This is a genomic window from Helicobacter sp. MIT 05-5294 (assembly GCF_000765675.1).
Lineage (GTDB): Bacteria > Campylobacterota > Campylobacteria > Campylobacterales > Helicobacteraceae > Helicobacter_D.
This window is the reverse complement of sequence record NZ_JRPA02000001.1, coordinates 87,758-106,014: the sequence shown is the minus strand read 5'-3', so window position 1 is coordinate 106,014 and position 18,257 is coordinate 87,758. Positions and strand designations below refer to the sequence as shown.

Here is an 18,257-nt window from a genome sequence, read left to right as displayed (position 1 = left end):
CTGCTTCGTCATTGCGAAGCCCTTATAAAGGGCTGTGGCAATCTATAATCTAAAATCTCGCCTTAAAGATTCTATTGTAATACCTTTTGATGTGCGATATTGTGGATTTGCAAGTATGGGTGAAATTTGCTCCACAAATTGCACACCACGAGATTCTAGCGAATCTCTCGCAATGACGAAAAATTAGCCCATATTATAGATTTGCAAATAAAATCCAAAAGTTTGCAACTAAAGTAATGGACGCAAAGCCGCATTTAAATCAATATGGCAATAACCTTGCGGATTCTTAGCGAGGTATTTTTGGTGATAAGATTCTGCAGGATAGAAGTTTTGGAGCATTCCCACCTCTGTAACGATTCGCTTAGACTTCCCCTGCTGATAGGATTCCACGAATCCTTGAATCTCCCCTAACATCACAGAATCCGTAGCATAAATCCCACTCCGATATTGTGTGCCGACATCATTGCCTTGATAGTTGAGTGCGTAAGGGTCAATGATGCTAAAGAATCGCACCAATACCTCATCTAAGCCCAACTTTTCCTCATCAAACACAAACTCCAACGCCTCCACCGCGCCTGTTGCTCCACTGCATACTTCCTCATAGCTTGGAGATTCTATCTTGGAATTTGCATAACCCACTTGCGATTCTACTGCGCCATTAAGCCTATCAAAATACCCTTGCACTCCCCAAAAACAGCCACCCGCTAAATAAATCGTTCGCATACAAACTCCATAAAATTTTATTTGGAATCTTGGCGCATTTCACTTTAATGCAAACTAAAAAGCAAATCTAAACCACTAGATTCCTTGTAAATTTACCCAATACAAGATTCTAACTACCCTTGCGATAAAATCAAAACATTCCAAACAACAAAAGGGCGCAACTTAAGCTTAATATTTGTAAAATTTGATTCTTCTTAAGTTTTCAAATGCCACTTTTAAGGATTCTAAAATGTTTATTTTCAATCCGCTTTGGACGATTTTTGTTTTGCTTATGGGCGGTTATATCGCCAAAATCATTGGTGTTTTGAAACAAAAACAATCACGAACCCTTTTAGACTTCGCCATTACCTTTACGATTCCTTGTTTAATCTTTGATGGCATTTATCACCTTAGCCTTGATTTAAGCTTGACTTTGACGATTCTTACAGGGTTTCTATGCAGTTTGCTTGGGGGATTCTTCGCTGTGATTGTTGGATATTTTTTTCGCTTTTCGCGCGCGACTATCGTGAGTATGTTTCTACTCGCTTCTTTTGGCAACACGCTATTTATCGGGATTCCTATCGTGATTGGAATCTACGATTCAAGCTTTATTGGCAAAGTCGTGTTTTATGACGCTTTGGCCACTGCTTTGCCTTTCTCACTCATCGCGCCTTTTGTCCTCTCACTTGGAGCGAAAGAACCCATAAGCCTTTTTGCAAGTGTCAAACGCATTGTGATTTTCCCGCCTTTTATTGCGTTGCTTCTTGGATTTTGCGCTAAAGTCGTTACGCTACCAGATTTCATCTTTGGTCCTATTCGCGCATTAGGCGGTGCGACTACGGCAGTCGCGCTCTTCGCCATTGGGCTATCGCTTGGATTTGGCGCGATTAAAAGTGCTTACAAAAGCGCAACCATTGTGATTTTGTGCAAAACACTCATTGCACCTTTTTTGTTTATCGGAATCCTAAAGCTCCTTGAAATAGAGATTAGCCCCAATCAAGTCCTTGCGATTTTGGAATGCGGAATGCCCACAATGGCACTTGCGGGGGCGATGATTATCAAGGCGAAACTAGATTCCAATCTCGCAGTGAGTTCCATTGCCTTTGGGATTCTGTTTTCGTTTGTTTCTGTGCCTATTTTGTGCTATGTTTTGTTGTAAGCTTTTTTACACTACTGCGTCATTGTGAGATTCTGCGATAGTAGAATCGTGGCAATCTATGAATCTTGGCAATGGCAAAAGTAGCAGAACCCCAAATATTAACGCAAAAACACGCAGATTCTACACATTGACACACGATTTTTGCCAAACAAACACACAAAAAAATTATCATTTTATTCTATTTGCAGTATAATACAAGAATTTTTAAACAAAGGCTCAAATTATGAAAAACAGAATCGTTGTAGCAACAGACTTTTCCCAAAGCAGTTTGACGGCACTTACTAAAGCTATGTTTTTGGCTAAGAAACAAAAATACACGCTTGATGTTGTGCATGTCGTAGAATATTCCATTTTTCACGACCCCAAAAAGGACAAGAAAGTCGGCAAAGAAGCGTTAGCGAAGTTTATCGCGGATAATTTCCCAAAACCAGAAGTAGAAATCTCGCAATTCTGTTATGTCGGCACAATCCACAAAGAAATCAATAAACACGCCAAAGAGCGCGAATGTCGCTTATTGCTTGTCGGTGCGACAGGTGAGACGCAGTATTTAACCGAGGTTTTGCTTGGTTCTGTAACCAAAAAAATCATTCGCAAATCCGATATTCCCGTGCTTGTTACCAAAAACGAAGCGTTGCCAGATTATGTTAATATCTTCTCGCCAACAGACTTTTCAGACGATTCTTTAAAACTTGCCAAAACAACCAACAGATTTTTTCCCGAAGCCAATTTTATCTTTTATCATATGATTTCACGCCCTTTTGAATTGCGTTTGGGTCGCTATGGAGCAGATGAGGAGCAAATCTCAAAATTCAACAAAGGCGCAGAAGAAGAAGCGCGAGAATGCTCCAAAGAATTTTTAGAAAGCTTCTCAAGCAAAGGCGAAATGGTGCTTGATAGCGGGATTCTATCCTACACACGCCTCTTAAGCGTCGCGGAATCCAAAAATGTTTCGCTCATCGCATTACCGACAAGCGGAAAAGTAAGCTTTTTTGCACTAGATGTTTTGCAACACGCAAATGTTGATGTGTTGATTTGGAAATTCTAACCCAAATCTCGCAAACAAAGGCATAATGGGTTAGCAAGTTGTGATTGCTACACTCCTTTAGATTATAGATTATTTCGCTGCGTTTGCAATAGCAGGGGGCAATATTGCGTCATTGCAAGATTTTGGATTGCAGATTGCTTCGTCCTTGCAATCCTCGCAACGACAGAGGAGTTTAGCATTAAACACAAAGGATAGCTTATGTCAACTCTATCGCCGCCTTTGTTTTTTACCCTCAAGGAGCGTTTGGTATTTTTGGGATTCTTGATTCTCATCTTATGCGCTTCGCTTGGATTTAAATTCTATCAATTCCACATTCTAAAATCCCAAAACAACCCCCAAATCACCGCGCAAATCTTACTACAATATCCCAAAATCAAAAACAACAAAACTTACTTTGTGCTAAAGTTAAAAAGCGATTTTGGAATCTTTTATACCACTTCACGCGAGGATTTGCGCCCCTTGCAACACCGATTCCTTGCTTTGCGCTTGATACTAGATAAAGTTTCTTTTATGGACTTTTTGCGCGGATTCTATGCACCGAGTTTTAGCCTGATTCTACTTCCCGACAAAGACTTCAAAACACCCTTAAGAGAAGCGATTGCAAACCAACACGAAACCCAACTTATGGGCGAATACTATGGGACGCTTTTTCTCTCTGATAGTCTGCCCAAAGATTGGCGCAAACTCGCCCAAAGCTATGGAATCTCGCATATTTTTGCTATTTCTGGATTCCACACAGGAATCCTAAGTGCTGTGGGATTCTTCATTTTAGGATTGATTTACAAGCCTCTACATAGGCGGTTTTTCCCTTATCGCAACGCCTTTTTTGACTTGGGATTCTTAGTTATTTTAGGGCTTTTTGTTTATTATTTCTTCCTCACGCAATCCCCATCGTATTTACGCGCACTCGCGATGAGTTGTGTTGCGTTTTTCTTGGCTTATCGTGGGCTAGATGTGTTGCGTTTAGAATCCTTGCTGTGGTGCGTTCTTTGCTTACTTGCGTTTTTTCCCTCTTTGGTTTTTTCTGTGGGATTCTATTTTTCTAGTTTAGGCGTTTTGTATATTTTTTTGTTTTTTAAATACTTCAAAACCCCGCAAAGCTTCGTTGGCAAAGTCCTCTATGGCGCAGCATTAAACGCCTATGTGTTTTTCTCTATGGGAATCGTGGTTTATTATTTTTTTCCTTATTTTTCGCCCTTGTCGCTTTTTTCGCTTCTCATCACGCCTCTTTTTGCGCTGTATTATCCTTTTGTTTTGTTGCTTCATCTGCTAAAACTTGGCGGAATCTTGGATTCCTTGCTTCTTGCTTGGTTACATTTGCCCACGCACACGATTCTGCTTCAGCCTAGTTTTGCTTTATTTCTTCTGTGTAATGCGCTGACTTTATGGGCGGTTTTTTCCTCACGCGCTTTTCTTGCACTCTTGGCAATCAACTGCGCCTATTTCGGCTATGGAATCTATTTGTATTTTTATGGATTTTAGGCTAAAATGCGCGGATTATTTCATTTTTAAGGCAAGTGCGTGAATCCTATTGTTTCCAAAATCAGCAAAGGTCTTTTTGCGATTCTACCCTTTTTGTTGCTTTTTTGGATTTTTTCTTTTGTTTATGATTTCTGCGCCAAAATCTTTTATTCTATTTTTGGCATTACAAATGCGAATCTTTTTGTTACTCTTTTGATTTTCATCTTAAGCCTTGCTTTGCTTTATTATATCGGCGTTTTGGTAGAAAAAAACAAAGAAGTTTTGCTGATTAAATTCACCGAAATGGCGATTGCTAAGATTCCCTTTGTCAAAAGCGTTTATTCCGGAATCAAAGAGGTTCTAAGCATTTTTTCTGGCAAAAACAAAGAGGGGTATTTAGGTGTGGCTTATATTAATGTCGGCAATATGGAACTCATCGGATTCATCACAAAAGAAGAATCAGGAGGAGAAAACGACGACAAAGGGGGAAGCTATTGGGTATTTGTGCCAACCACTCCAAACCCGACTTCAGGATTCTTACTCAAACTTCCCAAAACTCAAGTGCGACTTTCGGATTTGTCCGTAAGCGATGGGTTTAAAAAAATCATTTCTCTAGGTGTAAAATAGCCTATGCAATTGCGACAAAAACTCAAAGACTTCAACGAACTTGTAATGTTTGCGCATAGCGTTTTTTCTATGCCTTTTATTTTTATCGCAATGCTCGTCGCCGCTAATGGTTGGTTTGGTTGGAGGCTTTTTGCTTTTGGCGTGATTGCTACAATTAGCGCAAGAAACTTTGCAATGGCTTTCAACCGCTATGCAGACCGCAAGTTTGATAGCACCAATCCACGCACTAAGAATCGCCCAAGTGTTGATGGCAGAATCCCACCGCAAATGATTCTGCTTTTCATCGCCATAAATGCGGCTATTTTTGTTTGTATGGGCTATCTTATCAACCCTTTATGCTTTTATCTCTCCTTTCCGATTCTTTTTATTTTAGCGAGTTATTCACTCTTTAAACGCTTCTCAAGTGCCGCACATTTAGTGCTTGGGCTTTCTTTGGGATTAGCACCCATTGCAGGAGTTGCTGCGACAAGCGGAGAGATTCCGCTATGGAGTGTTTATTTGTGCGTTGGTGTGTTGTTTTGGGTGGCAGGATTTGATTTATTATATGCCTTGCAAGATATTGAACACGACAAAAAAGAGGGCTTACACTCTATTCCTAGCGTGTTTGGAATCTCTAAAACGCTATGGATTTCACGATTCTTTCATTTGCTTACAATTGTTTTTTGGGGATTCTTTATTATAGAATCTCATCGCGGAATCTTTATGTGGATTGGGCTTACACTCTGCGCGGTTGCATTGTTTTTTGAACAATATCTTGTTTCTAAGAATTTTCACAACATTCCACGCGCTTTTTTCACGATTAATGCTTATCTTGGAATCGCGTTTTTGGGATTTTGTATTTTGGATTTATCGGGTTTGGAGTTTTAGAATATGGAACACTTCATCAAAAGTCGCTTGATTGATACTGCCTTAAAGATTGAATTTGACAAAACACACACCAACGCAGAATCTTACGCATTAGAGTTTAACAAGCTCACACAAAACGATGAAGACCCCATTGGCGAATGGCTACGCCTTATGCGCGCAAAAAAGGGAAATTTGGAGGGCGATAATGTCGTGATTTTGGAACTTTTAGTAGAAATCTATCGCAAAATAGAATCGCTAGAATCCAAAATAGAGGGAAGCACCAAAGATTATGTGCCATTGGGCGAAAAAGCCATCATTAATACAATCGGGCATGGTTGTTTTGCGCTTTTGGATACAAAGCTTTCAGAAAACATACTTTATTATGGTAGAATTGAACTTCCAACTTTTCCTACACGCATTGTGCCTGTTTATTTTGTTTATCATTCGGGTTTGGCTTGGATTGAACAAATCCACGCAAGAGATGAGATAGAGTGGGATAGCTATGTCGCAGGAAAAGAAAGGGCGTTGATTCGCTCTCTTAAACTCAACAAAAAGGCAAGTAATGATCAATGACGCAAATCTACTACTTTGGGGTGGAATCGGGGTTGCCATAGTCTTTATTCTGTTAATTGTGTATTTATATCTCAAGGAGGGAGAAAACGCCAAACGCGCACGCCGCTATGAAAAGTCTATTGAAGAACTTAATAAAGAAGTCTATCGCTTACAAAAAAGAATCAAGGAACAAGAAAACGAGCTAGACCATTTCAAAACAAACATCAAGGCACAAATCTATCAAGATACGCGTTTGGAGATGAAAAACTTATTGGATTCCAACTTGCACACGCAAGTAATGCCTATCAAAGTGGAGATAGAATCCCTCAAAACACAATGGAATGATTGCAAAAATAATCTCGGGGATTTCAATGATTTAGAAGACAAGATTTTCCGCCTTGAAGAGAGACTAAAAGAGTTTGTTTATACTCCAAGCAATCCGACAAATATTGATGAGGGACGGATTATTTCAATGTTTAAAGACGGCTGGAGTGTGGATTCCATCGCTAAAGAACTGCGTATTGGCAAAGGAGAAGTAGAATTTACTCTCAAATTTGCCAACCTCAACTAAGGCGGCGAAAATGGAATTGCGCGTTCCTGCTACAAGTGCGAACTTAGGACCCGGCTTTGATAGTTTGGGACTTGCTTTAGGATTGTATAATCACTTCAGCCTTAAGCCCTCCAAATTCACCTCAATCCAAATCCATGGAGAAGGGGCGAAAAATCCTAAATTGCGCGTAGATAATGTGTTTGTGAGAATCTTTAACGAACAGCTTAAAAAACTCACAGGCAAAACTCTGCCTTTTAAATTTACTTTTAGCAACTCTATCCCGATTTCACGCGGACTTGGAAGTAGCTCCGCTGTGATTATTGGGGCAATCAGTGCTGCTTTTAAAGTCGCAGGGTTGCCTTTGGAACGGCAAAAGATTCTTAATCTCGCGTTACATTACGAATCCCACCCGGATAATATCACTCCAGCTTGTATGGGAGGATTTGATGTTTGTATGCTCACAAACCACAACAAAGAAGTGCGCTTTATCCATACGCCCCTGCCCGATTCTATTCAAGCTGTTGTTGTGATTCCAAATCAATCCATTTCCACCCATTTATCGCGCCAAACTTTACCTAAAAAATACAACCAAAAAGACGCTGTGTTTAATCTCTCCCACGCAAGCGTCCTTGCAAGTGCGTTTATCACGGGGCGTTTTGAACTTTTTCGCGAAGCAAGTATGGATAGATTCCACCAATATTATCGTATGAAGCAAATCCCTCTACTCTTTGAAGTGCAAAAATGCGCCCTAAATTGTGGTGCGCTAATGAGCACTCTATCGGGTAGTGGCTCGACTTTTTTTAATCTATGCTATCAAGACGATAGTGCGCGATTGCACAAAACCCTAAGTCAAAAATTTCCAAAACTCAAGATTCTAACATTGAATTTTGATAATTTTGGCGTTGTTTTTGATGATGAATTTAAGCTTTAGATTGCTATAATCAGAGTTTTTATGTCTAATCCAATGAGAATGTGTATCGTTTGTCGGGACCGCTTTCCACAAGCACAATTAATCCGTTTGCAATATAAGGATTCTGTGTTGGTTCGCTTCTGTGGCGTAGGGAGGAGTTTTTATCTTTGCCCTAACTGCAAAGAAAAGCCTAAAGCGAGTGATTGCATTGCAAGAATTTGTAAATTAGATAAAAAACACAAAGAAATGATTAAATTTGCATTAAAGGAGATTTTTCTATATGGATAAAATCCGTATTAGCGAGATTGCTAAAGAACTAGGCAAAACTAGCAAAGAAGTTTTACAAAAAGCCCAAGAATTAGGTTTTGAATCCAAAGCCGCTTCAAGTAGCGTTAGCGCAGAACAAGCCGAAATGCTTTACAACTATATCTTATCTGGCATAAAACCTATCGCAGAATCTAAGCCAAAAACAGCCAAAGAAAGCGCAAAAGCCAAAAAGTCTTCTGACAAACCCGTGCAAGATTCCAAGAGCAAAACACAAAAAAAAGCTCAAGAAGAAACACAAAAAAAACCAAAATCTTCCGCTACAAAGACTACAAGTAAATCTTCTAAATCTGCTCCAAAAGAAGCCCCCAAAACGACTGCAAAAGTCAAAAAAGATTCCGCTAAAAACGCTTTAGAATCTGGCCAAGAAACTCAAGAAGAAATCCAACAAGATGTCCAAAAAGTCATTCAAGAGTTTCAAGACCTGCTTGAAGAACCCATTAGCACAGAGGAGTCATTTCAAGAAGCGATTGCAGAGACCCAAACACCAGCCAACGCAGAATCTCCAAAAACAAAATCCGACAAGATTGAAAGCAAACCACAATCTCCAACACTACAAGAAAACCCAGCCCTTAGACGCACAGGCTTAAGAATCGTCAAAAAACGCGATGTGAAAGAATCTCCAAGTGAGATAAGCAAAACAGAAACCCATAAGGAATCCCCGCGCACTTTGCAAGATTTGCTCGGCAATTTAGACGACAATCTCGGGCGCAACAAAGACAGAAAAAAGAAAAAAGAAAAACCCAATACCCACACAAGTAAGAATCTAGGGCAACAAAAAATAGACTTGCTAGACAATAGAGAGTTTTATAGCTCACACGATGATGACGAGGAAGAAGACATTATCCTCTTTGACCTTAGTGTGCAAGATGAGCGCAATATGGAAGAAGAAGACAACGAGCGCAAAGCCACGACAGAGCGCATTAAGATTCAAAGGCACAATCCTTTTATGGAGCAAGGAAGCACGCGCAGATTCAGTCGCAAAAAAGCTCCCAAAGTGCAAAAAGTGCAAGAAACCATTAGTGGCATTGTGAAGATTCCAGAGGAAATTCGCGCCTATGAGTTTGCCGAAAAAGTCGGAAGGAACACAAGCGAGGTCATAAAAGTGCTTTTTAGCCTTGGTATGATGGTAACCAAAAATGACTTTTTGGAAAAAGATGCGATTGAAATTCTAGCCGAAGAATTTGGAATCCAAATAGAGCTGATTAATAACGCAGAAGAGCTAGACTATACACAACTAGAAGAACAAAGTGATAATGAAAAAGACTTGATTGTGCGTGCGCCTGTGGTAACGATTATGGGGCATGTAGATCATGGTAAAACCTCCTTGCTAGATTACATTAGAAACACCAAAATTGCGCATGGAGAAGCCGGAGGAATCACCCAACATATCGGGGCTTACACGATTAACAAAAATGGCAAGCAAATTACCTTTATTGACACTCCCGGACACGAGGCGTTTAGCGAAATGCGTGCGCGAGGAGCGCAGGTAACAGATATTGCAATCATCGTAATTGCCGCAGATGATGGCGTCAAACCTCAAACAATTGAAGCATTAAACCACGCCAAAGCCGCTAATGCGCCTATTATCATCGCAGTTAATAAAATTGACAAGCCCGAAGCGAATCCCGACAAGCTTAAAGCCGAAGCGGCGGAGCTTGGATTCACCCCATTAGAATGGGGCGGAGAATATGAGTTTGTGCATATTTCTGCCAAAAGTGGCGAAGGGATTGATACTTTGCTTGAAACGATTTTGCTACAAGCAGAGATTTTGGAACTCAAAGCAAATCCTAACAAATCCGCCCGTGCTGTGGTGATTGAAAGCAGTCTTGAAAAGGGCAAAGGACCTGTGGCGACCTTGATTGTCCAAAACGGAACTTTGCATGTCGGGGATAGCATTATCGCAGATACTGCATTTGGGCGTGTCCGCGCTATTAGCGATGATTTGGGCAAATCCATTACCCAAATCACACCTTCAGGCGTGGGAGTAATTACCGGGCTAAACGAAGTGCCTCCAGCTGGTTCTGTTTTACTCGCAGTAGAAAACGACAATATCGCGAGAGATTACGCGCAAAAACGCGCGGCGCATTTACGCCAAAAAGAGCTTTCACACTCTACTAAAGTTTCTTTTGATGAGCTAAGTTCTATGGTTGCACTTGGACAGCTTAAAAGTTTGCCCGTTATTATCAAAGCCGACACACAAGGTAGCCTAGAGGCGATTCGCGGAAGTTTAGAAAAACTCCAAAACGAAGAAGTCAAAGTCAATATCCTACACAAAGGCGTAGGGGGCATTACAGAGAGTGATTTAGCCCTTGCAGGTGCGAGTGCGAATTGCGTGATTTTGGGATTCAATGTGCGCCCCACAGGAAGCGTAAAAAACAAGGCAAAAGAGCTTGGAATCCAAATCAAGACTTATTCCATTATTTACGCGCTTCTTGATGATATTAAAGCCTTGCTTGGTGGATTACTTTCGCCCATTATGGAAGAAGAAAACACGGGACAAGCAGAAGTGCGCGAGACTTTCAGCATTGCCAAAGTCGGGACAATCGCGGGTTGCTTCGTAACTGATGGCGTGATTCAAAGAGGCATCAAAGTGCGCTTGATTCGCAACGGCGTAGTGATTCATCAGGGCAATATCAGCTCACTTAAGCGATTCAAAGACGATGTGCGCGAAGTTGCAAAAGGCTTTGAATGTGGAATTATGCTAGAGGATTACAACGAAATTCAAGTCGGCGATGTCTTTGAAACCTACAAAGAAGTAGAAAAGCAAAGGACGCTTTAATGCAAGACATTAAACTTGCCCGCACACAATCTTTGCTAAAAGAGATTCTCCCTAGCGCATTAGCCAACCTTAGCGATACGCGCTTAAACTCTCTAAATGTCGTAGATGTAAAGTGTTCGCGTGGCAAGTATTCTGCAGAAGTTTCCTTAAACGCTCCTTTTGCAACCAAAAAAGAAAAAACCGAAATCCTCTCCCAACTTAAAAAAGCGCACGGAATCCTAAAAGAATATTGCTTAGAAGAAACAGGTTGGTTTCGTTGTCCGGATTTTAAGTTCAGCTTTGATGAAACTTTGGAGCAAGAAAACCGCCTAGATAGAATCTTTGATACACTTCAAAAAGAGCGTGAAACCAAACAAAAGGAATCCTAAATGACCCTGACGCCAACTTTAGAAAATCAAATCCAACGCTTAATAGAAAGCTTCGGGCTAGAACTCTATGATATTGTAAGCGTCAAAGAAAATGACAATCAAATCTTGAGGATTTGTATCACAAAGCCCAAATCGCAGGGTTCTAAAGATTCTCAAACTCCCCTTAGTGTTACGCTTGAAGATTGCCAAGAAGTCAGCCTTGCGCTTTCTCCCTTGCTAGATGTTGAAATGCCAAACTCTGAAAAGTATTTTTTGGAAGTTAGCTCACCGGGCATTGAACGCACACTTAAGAAGCCAACGCACTATCAAGGCGCAATTGGCGAATGCGTGAAAATCAAAACAACCGATAAAAAAGAGTGGAAAGGCAAACTTTTAGAAGTCGGCGCGGATTCTATCGTGCTAGAAGATAAAAACACAAAGCAAAGCATTCCGCTTGATTCTATCAAAAAAGCCCAAACTTATTTTGAATGGTAAAACTTGCACCTAAACCCTCTTGATGAATTTTATCTCAATCTTTGCCTCCAAAACGCTTGGCAAAATCAACTTCTAACACTTCCCAATCCGGCAGTTAGTGCGCTCGTGCTTGATGGCAATGGTGCGATTTTAAGCCTAGAATCCCACAAAGAGTGCGGGAAGCCCCACGCGGAAGTCCTTGCCCTCCAAAAAGCCTATGCTATTTTAAGCAAAGACGATGCAATCCTTGCTTTGGAGGATTCCGCGCAAATCCACCAATACCTTGCAAAAAACGCCAAAAATCTCTTTTACGATTCTACAATCTATGTTTCCTTAGAACCTTGCAGTAGCCAAAAATGCGGTAAAACTCCCTCATGTGCCGCGCTTTTGAATCTACTTAAGCCCAAACGCATTGTGATTGGAGCAAAGGATTTCAATCCCACCGCCAAAGGCGGAGTGCAAGAGCTTGAATCCCATGGAATCCAAACCACTAAAGCTTGGGAAATCACAAGCCTACAACCTATTGCGCAACACGCTAAAGATTTGCTGATTCCTTTTGAATCCTTGCAAAAGCGCGGGAAATTCGTGCTTTATAAATACGCTTGTCGGCTTGATGGCAGTATCAATGGCGGACAAATCAGCTCCAAACCTGCGCAAAGCCAAATGCACAATTACCGCACCAAAGCAAATTATTTGCTCATTTCAGGCAAAAGTGTGCGACTAGATAAACCTACACTTGATTCGCGCTTTGCGACTTTAGATTCCAAACGCGCACCTCATGTGTTGATTTTGACACGCAATCAAAACTTCCCCAAAGACGCGCCATTATTTGGGATACCAAATAGAGAAGTGCGGATTTTGCACACTTTGGATTTTTTGCTCTCTAGTGCGCCCAACGCGAAATCCCAAAAAGCATTAAACTCGCTAGAATCTTTAGAATCCCAAAAGCCTTTGAAAACCTTGAAATTCGCAGAATCCTTAGAATCTTCCAATTTGGGCTTTGTTCTTTGCGAGGGCGGAGCGGGGCTTTTTAAAAATATGCAGCCTTACATTGATATGCTTCTCATTATCTTAAATCCAAGCTTCAATGCCGATAATACGCTAACTATGCGACTTCAAGAATCTTTCCATTTCCTTCATAGTATGCAATTTGGGGAGGATTTGTTTCTTTGGCTAATCCCAAAACGCTAAATTTAGATTCTGCATTACATTAAGAATCCTGTTTGCTGTTGTATGGATTCCATTTGACATTTTTATTCCTTGACAATTAAACTTTATTGCGTAAAATCCACTTTTCCATTGCAAATAACTAAAATGTGTGGAGCAATCTAAATGCCAAATAATCAAAACATTGCAATGGAATTTAAAAACTATCGGCGAGATATTAGATTATGGATTTCTTCTCTGCGCTCGCAATGACAACCCATCATTCCAAATCCATTATGATATTATTGCAAGAGATAAATAAAATGGAAGATAGAGTGTGCGTTGCATAGCAACAAACCTACACTTGAAGTTTATGACTTGGAATCTCGCCGATTCTTTTTCAACTTTTTATTTAACTCACGCACTTCTTGGAAGAATCGCAAATAAGCAAATATTCGCCCCCCCCCCCCGCACATTACTAGCTTCAATCAAAGCTTCTCCTAATTTATAAGAGAGGTGATTTTTTATTTTCAAAGCTTCTTGATAGTCTGGATAAAATTCTAACTTTGGAAGTTTTAAGCTAGGATTCTTTGCTATTTTTTCTTGATATTTTTGTTGTTCTATTTTATGAGATTCTTTTATGTAACTCAACACATAGGGCATTCTGATATATCCCCATAGACTTTTGGAATTTAGAATCATAGCAACTCCTAGTTTGTAAGCTAAATGATTATGGATTCTTATTTTGGCATTATCTAGCTCATTGATATGCTTTTGCTTTTCAGGTGTGAGAGATTCTAAAGCAATGGCTTGTTGGTCGAGTGCATTAAGAGTATTGTCTTTTGAGGTAATCTTGTTTTTAGGATTCAACTCTGCTTTTTGCTCTTTAGCCTTTGGAAATTTTAGCCATTTATCAAAATCAAACCTATGATAATTTTTACGATTACGAGGATTTTCACCCATAAACTTAAACCAAGAATTTTGTATTTCACCAACATATATAATTTCTTTTTGCTTGTTATATGTCATAGCCACTTCCGCATTTGTGTGCAAGAGAATCTTTTGCCCAAAAGGAAGTTTTAAAAACTCCCCAATCACTCTTTCTCTTGCTTCTTTATTTGACATAAACCGAGCATATCCCATTAGATTTAAAATCACATAAATTTGACTTTTGTCTTTTTGGTATCTCTCTTTTCTGCGATTCCATGCCTCTTTTGCATGTTCAAAAGTTTTAGAATGTTGGAAAAATAAGACAATCTCACCACCAATCTTTCCTACTGGAAATTTAATATTTGCAGCACTTCCTCCAACTTGCACCCATTTGACTATCACCTCTTCATCGCTAGATTCTGCGCTCTCTAACCCACTATCAAGATAATTATCAAAATCCAAACAAAGTTTCACAAAATCACTAGGGGCAACCTGTAACATTGCTAAGGGCGTCTTATAGGGCATTCCATAATCTTTATACAAAAATGCTCCAATGCAATTATTAGATAAAATCCTCATAGTTTGCTCCAATCCAAAATAGATTCCTCAAGCTTAACTAAGATTTCATTATGTGGCTGATTTTCGCGCTTTAGCGCATAAAAATGCTGTTCTAATGCGAGATTTTTAATTGGAATCGCAAACAAAGACTTGTTTTCTAATTCCTCTTTGATAGCGATTTGTGGAAACACAGAAAGCGCACCTTGATGTAGCACCAACTCCTTAATCGCCTCCATCGAGCTTAATTCAAGCAAAATTGGAATCTCAACGCCTCTTTCTGCCACCGCGTTTAAAAATTGCTGACATTGCGGCAAATCACATTCTCTTAAAACCCAATCCTTATCTAGCAAACTTTCAAGATTCCTAGCCCTTGAAGCAAGGATAAAATCATTACTCGCCACAACCAAAGAATCTGTATAAAACATTTCTATGGAGAGTTTTTGGGATTTCGCATATTGGGGCGAGATTTCTCCCTCTAACAAAGCCAAATCCGCCTTGCCATTTTTAATAGATTCAAAACATTCTTGCACACTAAGCGTTTTTAGATTCAGCTTCACTCCCTCATAGGTTTTCGCGAATCCAAAAAGAATTTTTGGCAAAAAATGCTCACTAATCGTAGGCGTAGCGACACAATTCAACTCTCCCACAAACTCCTGCAAACTCGCGCTCTCCAAGCTTTTAAGACTTGCATAATAGCTTTGCACAACCTCAAGCCACATTCCACCTAAAAACAATGCCCTAGATGTAGGTATTAGCTTCTTCCCAATGCGCTCAAATAGCGTAAATCCAGCGAGTTTTTCCAATCGCTTAATCACCATAGAAACATTGGGCTGACTAATGGAGAATCGCTCGGCACTCTGCGTGGGACTTTTGGTTTTTAATAAATCCAAAAAAATCTCTAAATCTTTGATTCTCATTCTTGCCCCTTTATTCAAAATAACTCAACGAACTTCTGCCAAATTTTCGCGTTTTCACCAAGACAAAATCACCAATATTTTGCGGAATCTCCAAAGAAGAAATGTGTTCTATCACTACAAGAGCGAAGCAATCCCTATCCAAATCCTCTACCATCTGAAAGCATTTGGGATAAATCTGCGAATCCTCACGCGGAAACGGAGGGTCAAGATAGGCAATACTTCGGACTTGCAAGTCTTTTAAGGCGGTGCGATAACACTCAAAAGTATCACCCAAGACCACCCGATAACTTTCGTCATTTTGGCAAATGGTTTGCAAATTCATCTGCAAGATTTCACAAGCTGCGCTACTTCGCTCAAAAAACAACGCGCTTTTTGCCCCACGACTTAATGCTTCAATCCCAATACTCCCACTTCCGGCAAAAAATTCCACAAAATTCGCCCCAAAAAGTTGGAATCCTAGCGTGTTAAAAAAAGATTCTTTTAAAATCGCCTTAGAAGAACGCGTAGTTTGCAACGAAGCCATTTGCAATTTGCGCCCTTTGTAGATTCCACCTAAAACTTTAAGCGTGGATTGGAGAGGCTTAGCTGTAGAATCTCGTTTTGGATTCTCTTTATGGTGTTTAGGCATTTTTATCCTTATAGTGCGCGAGAACTTCGGCTTCAATCTCCTTTGCAAAGCGGCGCAAAATTGCTTCAATCTTCGCATTCAACGCCGAATCTTCGCACTTAGAGGATTCAAAATTATTTGCAGGATTTGTAAGAGAATTTGTAGAGAATGCACTCTCTGGCAAATCCTTTACAAAAGACGATTCTAGCGATTCTTTAGGAGCAAAGATTTCTTGATTTTTTGAAATCTCAAAAGTATCAAAACTCGCACTTGCAAGATTGGTTTCTTTGATAAACCCCTCGTTTCTGCCTTGTTCTTGCATTCCAAGCGGAATCCTTGATTCTTCGTTTTGGGATTCTTGAATCGCCTTTCCTCTCACTTGCCCATCAAAAGCCTCTAACTCTTGCAACAAGATTTCCCTTGTAAAAGGAATCTTGAGATTCGCACCTTCAAAATCACCAATCAAAAACACGGGTTTTTGGGATTCTACCTTTTGTGTTGCCACGACAAAATCACAAAGTTTATAGCTTGTCAAATGCTCTTTAAGATACATTTCCAAACTTCTATCCAACAACAAAGAATCGCAAATCAGCGCAATTTTCATTTAAGAATCCTTAAAATCAAAAAGTTTTATTAATTATAGCGGAATCTGCACTTAAATTTATGATTTTTTTACATTTAAAGAGTGCAAAATTCTTGCATTTAGAATCTTTTTTGCTATAATTTAAAAATTTTAAAAGGAGCAACAATGAAAGCAATGATTATTCAAGGTCCAAACCTTAATATGTTAGGAATCCGAGACCCGCGCATTTATGGTCCGGCGAAGCTTGAAACAATCCACCAAAACATCAAACAACACGCAGAACAAATCGGCTTGGAAGTGGATTTTTTCCAAAGCAATTTTGAAGGCGAGATTGTGGATAAAATCCAAGAATGCTTAGGACAATATGACGGAATCATCATCAATCCTGCCGCTTATTCACATACTTCTGTCGCGATTCGTGATGCGATTTCTGCGGTGAATCTCCCAACTATTGAAGTGCATATTAGCAACATTCACGCAAGAGAAGATTTCCGACATAAAAGCCTAACTGCCGCAGTTTGCGCGGGTGTTGTCGCAGGGTTTGGTCCTATGGGCTATCATTTGGCATTGCAAGGCTTAGTTCAGATTCTAACCGAACTTAATGCCATCAAAGAAGCACGCAAACAACAAGCTGCTGCACAGCAAGGCGCACAGCCTCAACAAGCTTAACCGCTATTGGCAAGGAGGGCAAATTGGAAAACTTTATCATCAAAGATGAAAATGCCCTTTATTTTGAAGTGGGTTATAGTTGTGATAATGCCCTATTTATCGCGTTTGATAAATATGGATTCTTTATCACTGATGGGCGTTATAAAACCGAAGCGGAAGAATCTATCAAGCACGACAAATACAAAGTAGAGATTCTTATCTCGCGCGACCTTATCCGCACCGCACGCACGATTCTTAAAAAACACGAAAATTCTACTCTTGTATATAATCCGCAAGAATTTTCGGTTTTTGCCTTTGAAAAGCTCAAAAACAATCTCAAAATCAACTTCTTACCAAAACCAAACTTCCATCAGCAAAAGCGAATCCTCAAAACTCCGCAAGAAATTGAACTCCTCCACCATTCCCAAAAGCTTAATTTTCAAGCCTTTGCGAAGTTTGCAGATTTCCTTAGCAAAAAGGGCGAAGAACGCGAAGAATTGTATTTGCATTTCAAAGCACAAGGATTCCTAACCCACAAAGGAAGCTTTGATTTAAGCTTCAATCCAATCGTTGGAATCAACCAAAACGCAGCCAAACCCCACGCCCTCCCCTCATCTCTTAAGCTCCAAAAGGGAGATTTACTGCTTTTTGACGCAGGGCTAAAATACCAACGCTATTGCTCTGATATGACACGCACGGGGAGCTTTGGTAAAAATGGCTTGAATTTCAAAAAACAACAGAAATTTAAAGACGCGAAATTGCAAAAAATCTATGATGTCGTGCGAAAGGCGCAAGAATATGCGATTGCCAAAGTCAAACCCGGAATGCTTGCTTCTGAAGCGGACGCTTTGGCGCGGAATGTGATTGAAAAGGCTGGATTTGGCGAGTATTTCGTGCATTCTTTGGGACATGGAATCGGATTAGATATTCACGAATTGCCTGTTATTTCACCGCGTTCAAAAACAATCTTGGAAGAAGGTATGGTATTTTCTATCGAACCGGGAATCTATATCCCTAACCATTATGGTGTGCGCATTGAAGATTTGGTAGTGCTAGAAAAAAGCGGTGCGCGTGTGCTTGGAATCTAAA

22 protein-coding genes are annotated in these 18,257 nt (G+C 40.1%); 16 read left to right on the top strand and 6 right to left on the bottom strand.

Features of this window, described 5'->3' with window-relative positions:
- Positions 1 to 34: 34 nt before the first annotated feature.
- Positions 35 to 187, top strand: coding sequence for a hypothetical protein (locus LS69_RS10230; RefSeq protein WP_194145352.1), 153 nt, complete (start codon positions 35 to 37; stop codon positions 185 to 187).
- 41 nt (positions 188 to 228) lie between these two features.
- Here the strand turns inward: LS69_RS10230 and msrA are convergent, their stop codons facing one another.
- Positions 229 to 723: a peptide-methionine (S)-S-oxide reductase MsrA gene (msrA, locus tag LS69_RS00555; RefSeq protein ID WP_138121446.1), complete on the bottom strand. Its 495-nt coding sequence runs from the start codon at positions 721 to 723 to the stop codon at positions 229 to 231.
- A gap of 229 nt (positions 724 to 952) precedes the next feature.
- Here msrA and LS69_RS00550 point away from each other — a divergent pair, with 229 nt between their 5' ends.
- Positions 953 to 1,861, top strand: a complete 909-nt coding sequence (locus LS69_RS00550) for an AEC family transporter (protein ID WP_138121445.1) — start codon at positions 953 to 955, stop codon at positions 1,859 to 1,861.
- Positions 1,862 to 1,880: 19 nt separating this feature from the next.
- Here the strand turns inward: LS69_RS00550 and LS69_RS10225 are convergent, their stop codons facing one another.
- Entirely contained in the window at positions 1,881 to 2,033 is a 153-nt protein-coding gene (locus tag LS69_RS10225; RefSeq protein ID WP_194145351.1) for a hypothetical protein, read from the bottom strand.
- A 51-nt stretch (positions 2,034 to 2,084) separates the two neighbouring features.
- On the opposite strand from LS69_RS10225, the gene LS69_RS00545 reads away from it, so the two are divergent.
- The 12 genes from LS69_RS00545 to ribD all read left to right on the top strand — a co-directional run bounded on the left by LS69_RS00545 (position 2,085) and on the right by ribD (position 12,970).
- On the top strand, positions 2,085 to 2,906 hold the full coding sequence (locus LS69_RS00545) for a universal stress protein (RefSeq protein ID WP_138121444.1): 822 nt from the start codon (positions 2,085 to 2,087) through the stop codon (positions 2,904 to 2,906).
- Positions 2,907 to 3,104: 198 nt separating this feature from the next.
- Positions 3,105 to 4,388 (top strand): ComEC/Rec2 family competence protein, encoded by a 1,284-nt coding sequence (locus LS69_RS00540; RefSeq protein ID WP_138121443.1) that lies wholly within the window; start codon positions 3,105 to 3,107, stop codon positions 4,386 to 4,388.
- A 39-nt stretch (positions 4,389 to 4,427) separates the two neighbouring features.
- A complete protein-coding gene (locus LS69_RS00535; RefSeq protein WP_138121442.1) occupies positions 4,428 to 4,994 on the top strand; it encodes a DUF502 domain-containing protein in 567 nt (188 codons plus the stop codon).
- Between the two features lie 3 nt (positions 4,995 to 4,997).
- Complete coding sequence (gene mqnP / locus LS69_RS00530; RefSeq protein WP_194145350.1) at positions 4,998 to 5,861, top strand: menaquinone biosynthesis prenyltransferase MqnP; 864 nt, start codon at positions 4,998 to 5,000, stop codon at positions 5,859 to 5,861.
- 3 nt (positions 5,862 to 5,864) lie between these two features.
- Positions 5,865 to 6,413 carry a hypothetical protein gene (locus tag LS69_RS00525; protein ID WP_138121441.1) on the top strand — a complete coding sequence of 183 codons (549 nt, stop codon included), beginning with the start codon at positions 5,865 to 5,867 and terminating at the stop codon, positions 6,411 to 6,413.
- Complete coding sequence (locus LS69_RS00520) at positions 6,403 to 6,963, top strand: hypothetical protein (protein WP_138121440.1); 561 nt, start codon at positions 6,403 to 6,405, stop codon at positions 6,961 to 6,963. The genes LS69_RS00525 and LS69_RS00520 overlap by 11 nt, the downstream gene beginning before the upstream one ends.
- 10 nt (positions 6,964 to 6,973) lie before the next feature.
- Positions 6,974 to 7,873: a homoserine kinase gene (gene thrB, locus LS69_RS00515; RefSeq protein ID WP_138121439.1), complete on the top strand. Its 900-nt coding sequence runs from the start codon at positions 6,974 to 6,976 to the stop codon at positions 7,871 to 7,873.
- A 21-nt stretch (positions 7,874 to 7,894) separates the two neighbouring features.
- Positions 7,895 to 8,140 carry a DUF448 domain-containing protein gene (locus LS69_RS00510; protein WP_138121438.1) on the top strand — a complete coding sequence of 82 codons (246 nt, stop codon included), beginning with the start codon at positions 7,895 to 7,897 and terminating at the stop codon, positions 8,138 to 8,140.
- Positions 8,133 to 10,958 (top strand): translation initiation factor IF-2, encoded by a 2,826-nt coding sequence (gene infB, locus LS69_RS00505; RefSeq protein WP_138121437.1) that lies wholly within the window; start codon positions 8,133 to 8,135, stop codon positions 10,956 to 10,958. Before LS69_RS00510 ends, infB begins: the two co-directional genes overlap by 8 nt.
- Positions 10,958 to 11,326, top strand: coding sequence for a 30S ribosome-binding factor RbfA (rbfA, locus tag LS69_RS00500; protein WP_138121436.1), 369 nt, complete (start codon positions 10,958 to 10,960; stop codon positions 11,324 to 11,326). Before infB ends, rbfA begins: the two co-directional genes overlap by 1 nt.
- Positions 11,327 to 11,800: a ribosome maturation factor RimP gene (gene rimP, locus LS69_RS00495; RefSeq protein ID WP_138121435.1), complete on the top strand. Its 474-nt coding sequence runs from the start codon at positions 11,327 to 11,329 to the stop codon at positions 11,798 to 11,800.
- A 3-nt stretch (positions 11,801 to 11,803) separates the two neighbouring features.
- Entirely contained in the window at positions 11,804 to 12,970 is a 1,167-nt protein-coding gene (gene ribD, locus LS69_RS00490) for a bifunctional diaminohydroxyphosphoribosylaminopyrimidine deaminase/5-amino-6-(5-phosphoribosylamino)uracil reductase RibD (RefSeq protein WP_138121434.1), read from the top strand.
- Positions 12,971 to 13,342: 372 nt separating this feature from the next.
- On the opposite strand, the gene LS69_RS00485 is transcribed toward ribD, so the two are convergent.
- Genes LS69_RS00485 through LS69_RS10740 form a run of 4 tightly spaced genes read right to left on the bottom strand, consistent with a single transcriptional unit; the run spans position 13,343 to position 16,541 of the window.
- Positions 13,343 to 14,434 carry a DUF1919 domain-containing protein gene (locus tag LS69_RS00485; RefSeq protein WP_138121433.1) on the bottom strand — a complete coding sequence of 364 codons (1,092 nt, stop codon included), beginning with the start codon at positions 14,432 to 14,434 and terminating at the stop codon, positions 13,343 to 13,345.
- On the bottom strand, positions 14,431 to 15,330 hold the full coding sequence (locus LS69_RS00480) for a LysR family transcriptional regulator (RefSeq protein ID WP_138121432.1): 900 nt from the start codon (positions 15,328 to 15,330) through the stop codon (positions 14,431 to 14,433). The genes LS69_RS00485 and LS69_RS00480 overlap by 4 nt, the downstream gene beginning before the upstream one ends.
- Before the next feature lie 10 nt (positions 15,331 to 15,340).
- Positions 15,341 to 15,958 carry a 16S rRNA (guanine(966)-N(2))-methyltransferase RsmD gene (gene rsmD / locus LS69_RS00475; protein ID WP_138121431.1) on the bottom strand — a complete coding sequence of 206 codons (618 nt, stop codon included), beginning with the start codon at positions 15,956 to 15,958 and terminating at the stop codon, positions 15,341 to 15,343.
- Entirely contained in the window at positions 15,951 to 16,541 is a 591-nt protein-coding gene (locus LS69_RS10740; protein WP_238699038.1) for a hypothetical protein, read from the bottom strand. Before LS69_RS10740 ends, rsmD begins: the two co-directional genes overlap by 8 nt.
- A 144-nt stretch (positions 16,542 to 16,685) precedes the next feature.
- Here LS69_RS10740 and aroQ point away from each other — a divergent pair, with 144 nt between their 5' ends.
- Positions 16,686 to 17,189 carry a type II 3-dehydroquinate dehydratase gene (gene aroQ, locus LS69_RS00465; RefSeq protein ID WP_138121430.1) on the top strand — a complete coding sequence of 168 codons (504 nt, stop codon included), beginning with the start codon at positions 16,686 to 16,688 and terminating at the stop codon, positions 17,187 to 17,189.
- Between the two features lie 23 nt (positions 17,190 to 17,212).
- A complete protein-coding gene (locus LS69_RS00460) occupies positions 17,213 to 18,256 on the top strand; it encodes a M24 family metallopeptidase (RefSeq protein ID WP_138121429.1) in 1,044 nt (347 codons plus the stop codon).
- The last annotated feature ends 1 nt before the right edge of the window (position 18,257 follow it).